This window comes from Bacillota bacterium (assembly GCA_024655925.1).
Taxonomy (GTDB): Bacteria; Bacillota; DTU025; order DTU025; family JANLFS01; genus JANLFS01.
On sequence record JANLFS010000166.1, the window covers coordinates 1 to 3,737 of the forward strand.

Annotated in this window: 6 protein-coding genes and 2 pseudogenes; 2 read left to right on the forward strand and 6 right to left on the reverse strand. The window is 57.5% G+C overall.

The window, feature by feature from the left end:
* Together NUW23_15425 and NUW23_15430 are read left to right on the forward strand one after the other, a co-directional pair.
* The coding region (locus NUW23_15425) for a TRAP transporter large permease subunit (GenBank protein MCR4427549.1) at nucleotides 1-402 on the forward strand (402 nt) is incomplete at its 5' end.
* A 229-nt stretch (nucleotides 403-631) separates the two neighbouring features.
* A complete protein-coding gene (locus NUW23_15430) occupies nucleotides 632-883 on the forward strand; it encodes an ATP-binding protein (protein ID MCR4427550.1) in 252 nt (83 codons plus the stop codon).
* A 496-nt stretch (nucleotides 884-1,379) separates the two neighbouring features.
* Here the strand turns inward: NUW23_15430 and NUW23_15435 are convergent, their stop codons facing one another.
* From NUW23_15435 to NUW23_15460, 6 genes and pseudogenes are all read right to left on the reverse strand, one after another.
* Nucleotides 1,380-1,496 (reverse strand): hypothetical protein, encoded by a 117-nt coding sequence (locus tag NUW23_15435; GenBank protein MCR4427551.1) that lies wholly within the window; start codon nucleotides 1,494-1,496, stop codon nucleotides 1,380-1,382.
* 33 nt (nucleotides 1,497-1,529) lie between these two features.
* Nucleotides 1,530-1,778: pseudogene (locus tag NUW23_15440) on the reverse strand (DUF421 domain-containing protein).
* Nucleotides 1,779-1,793: 15 nt separating this feature from the next.
* The gene (locus tag NUW23_15445; protein MCR4427552.1) at nucleotides 1,794-2,021 is read right to left on the reverse strand and encodes a hypothetical protein; all 228 of its coding nucleotides are present in this window, start codon (nucleotides 2,019-2,021) and stop codon (nucleotides 1,794-1,796) included.
* 514 nt (nucleotides 2,022-2,535) lie between these two features.
* Entirely contained in the window at nucleotides 2,536-2,661 is a 126-nt protein-coding gene (locus NUW23_15450; GenBank protein MCR4427553.1) for a hypothetical protein, read from the reverse strand.
* Nucleotides 2,639-2,845, reverse strand: a pseudogene (locus NUW23_15455) (hypothetical protein). Before NUW23_15455 ends, NUW23_15450 begins: the two are co-directional and overlap by 23 nt.
* A gap of 42 nt (nucleotides 2,846-2,887) precedes the next feature.
* Nucleotides 2,888-3,737 (reverse strand): IS3 family transposase (locus NUW23_15460; GenBank protein ID MCR4427554.1); only part of this gene is annotated, 850 nt, incomplete at its 5' end.

Genomic DNA, 3,737 nt, shown 5'->3' on the forward strand with positions numbered 1-3,737 from the left:
CGCGTACGTTTCCAGCAGGTAGTCATAGACCTACTCTTCTCCATTACCTCAAACCCATCCATGATGCTCCTGCTCATCTGCGCATTCCTTTTCGTGCTTGGTTTCTTCGTTGACGTGACAGCAATGCTGGTTATGTTCGCGGCCCCGCTTTCAGCAGTAGGTCTGCACCTAGGTTTCGACCCGGTTCACTTCGGCGTAGTGATCGTCATGGTCGCCCTCATCGGAGCGGTGACTCCACCCGTGGGATCCCTCCTCTTCATCGGGTGCTCCATCGCGAAGATTCCTCTCAAGGCCGTACTCTCGATCATCTGGCCTTTCGTCCTCACTCTTCTACTCGTCGCCGTCCTCGTCAGCCTTTTCCCGAACCTGGTACTCTTCCTCCCAAGGCTGCTCATCAGGTAGACCCCAGTTCTCTGACGGGGTGGGCCTTCGCCCACCCTTCACTGCCGTGCCCGGAGTCCCATGATCCCAGCGTACCCTGGTCAACATCGCAATGGCATGGCGATCCTCTCCGCTGCCGCCGCCATAACCGCCAGAACTGCTCTGGAAGTGATTACGGGCCGTGACTAAGCCCGCTGCGTCTCACACAGGCGCCAGATACATGCGGTGTGCCGTGTCCATACCGTAAACAGTGACCAACGCAAGATCCATCAGGCGAGAAAAGGAACAGACTCAGCCCCAGGCAAAACACCTCTTAATCCCGAGCTCGAACAAGAGTCTCTCCGAGCGGGGCGAGGTCTTGGGCAACGCCGTCATTGCCACTGCGATCCTCGATCGATTGCCACATCACAGCCACGCGGTTGACATCCGTGGCCAGAGCTATCGGCTACGAGAGAGAAGGTGCGCCGGGCTATTGTGGACTGCCCAGCCCAGCCGGGGGTGATGCAGATAGAGGCAACACATTGGCGATATGCTGGTGGGAGGTCAATTCCCAACTGGCTCCAGTGGGTCAAATGTACACTTCGGCGTTGACGTCTCAGCCTGGGTTCGAGATCTGAGACTCGGTAAGGCGACTTCTGCAGACTTGCCAAAGTGGGAACCATTCGACCCGGTTGCCAGAACCCTGCAGGGTGTCGAAACATGGGAACGCGGGTACCCCCCTGCCCGGGGGTGACCAACTGTCCAACCGCCGGTATGCCCTCGTTACCGCAGTGGAGTGGGGCCTAAGGCGCGTCGTCCGGGGGGTGCCATACACGCCCTCTCACGATCAGGGGTTTCATGAGGCCGTCCACCCAACATGGGACAGCGGCTCTGTCCATTCGGCGGGAGGTCCAGAAGTGATCTGACCGAGTATGCTCGAACACCTCTGTCAAGGGGAAAGAGGTCACTGCTGCTGGACGAGGGGCTGATCCTCAATTCCCTGTATGTAGGGGTTGGCGTCACGGGGGCCGCGATTGCCTCCGGAGCTGGAACTCAATTCCTTGTATGTAGGGGTTGGCATCATCTCTGACGTCTGTGTGGAGTGTGCCATCAGTCTGGAGGCTTGCGAGTACCACGTCGGATATGTCCGCTATCCCCTTCTTACTGAGTTCACAGTATAGCCAGCGGAAGTCGAGGTTGTTCTGCAGTAGGTTCTGCTCCAGGACGTCCCCATCCTTGATGATCTCGGTGGCCATACCCTGATAGCCTGCGGGCATATTGAGGTCTTTCGGGGTCACCGGAAGGAACGGAGTCTTCTTGAGCGCGCTGAGCTGACCATTGGGCTCGAGCACGGCGAATTCCACCTGCGTTATGTCAAATACATCCTTGAACCGTAGCTGCATCTCGAGATCATCAAGGCTGTACCTTGCCCCTCACATGTTCTTCTCCAGTATCTTGCCATTCTGCGCCACCACTACCGGCTCACCGACCATGATCTTCCGTAACTTGAGGCTTGATAGGGACAGGTGGCCTGTGCCGAGTACTGCGGCTGTGAGTATGACTGGACTCACGAGTATCCAAAAACCTTTAGCGGTGGCTACAACAAAAGCGCCGGCTATGGCGCCTATGGTCACGCCTGTCACAAAGTCGAAGAAGCTCATCTGTTAGAGGAGTTCTTTCCCCATGATCCTCGCGAGAACAGTCAGGAGCACGTACAGCACAAGGCTCGTCCAAAGGACATCGAAAAACGGCAAGGACCATACTCCCCACAGGGGCATATTGTGCCCATTCGCCCAGATGAGTTGCGAACCCTGAATACGGAGCATGGTCAGGCGAGGTGTTCGGTCCCATGGTGCAGAGGCAGCGGGCAAGGGGTTTCGGCCCTGAACCTTCGAGATATGGCTCCTGCAGGGCATACATCCACACAAGTTGCGCGGAGAACGCACTCGGGATTGCCCATTCGCGAGATCCGTACCATCTCCTGAACAGGTAAGCTCATAGGGCACTCTCTTGAACACGTTCCGCATTTCCTGCAAGCCTCCGGCCTCGCATGTAGCCTGAGCTGAGGCAGTCGCGGCGATCTTCCTATCCATGACCCGACTATGCCGAGCACGGAGGAGGGACAGAGATACCGGCAGAACCCGTGCCTTCCAAGGAGAGTCGAGAGGAGCACGATCAGCAGGAGAAGATAGTATGTGATGAGGTTCCCGACATGAGGTATGGAGAGAAGTAGTTCAGGGTGATGGGGAATGTCAGGAACATGATGAGCAATGCTATCCTACGGGCCTTCTGTCTCTTCACTGTATCCACCCTCTCTGAGTCCTTCCAGAATGGCCATGGCCTCGTCGCTCCACTTCACGACAGCCTCATAGTAGTAGATGCCGAACAAGGCTGTCATTAGCTGATAGACGTGGTCCGGACTCTCATTCAGTATGGTGCGAAGTTCAGAAGCCGCATGCTTGACGAGGGCCAATTGCATCCTCTGGGCCTCGCGAAATGTACTTACCCCGGAAGAATAGACACCGAGTTACGCTGCACAGGTCGCTCTTTCGTAGTCGCACGGACCCTTGTACCCGTTTGCTGAGTGAATCCGCTGCCGGTTGTAGAATACCTCTATGTACTCGAATACGCTTTGCCGCGCTTCGGCCCGGGTCCGGTACCGGTTTAGGCGCACTAGCTCCACTTTGAGCGTGTGGTAGAACGATTCCGCGCATGCGTTGTCGTACGGATTGCCCTTGCGGCTCATGCTTGAGACGAACCCGAGGTCTCTTAAACGCCGCTGGCAAGCATGGCTCGCATACTGGCTCCTTCTGTCGGAGTGGTGAATAAGGCCAGGCCCGGGTCTCCTGCGCAATACGGCCTGATTAAGCGCGTTTAGCGCGAGTTCATGAGTCATTGTGCTATTCATGGCCCAGCCCACGGCCATCCTGGAGTAGAGGTCCACCACGCTTGCGAGGCAGAGCCAGCCCCCGTCAGTAGGGATGTATGTGATGTCGCATGCCCAGGCCTCATTGGGGCCTTCCGGGGCGAAATTGCGCCCTAAGACGTTCTCCGCCACTGGATAGCTGTGCTTCGAGTTGGTTGTCGCCTTGAACTTCCGCCGGCTTCGGACCCGCAGGCCGTTCTCCCGCATGAGCCGGGCAACCCGGTTCTTGCCGCAACGGATGCCTTGGGAATTCAGCTCTCGGGTGATCCGCAGATACCCGTAGAGCTCTCTGGATCTCTTGAACGCGGCCTTGATGCGCTCGACGAGGGCGGCATCCGCCTGCTTGCGGGCGCTGTCAGGCCTCTTGAGCCACGAGTAGAAACCGCTCCGGGCAACGCCTAGCACCCGGCACATCCTCTCCACCCCAAACTCGGAGCGATGGTTCTTGATG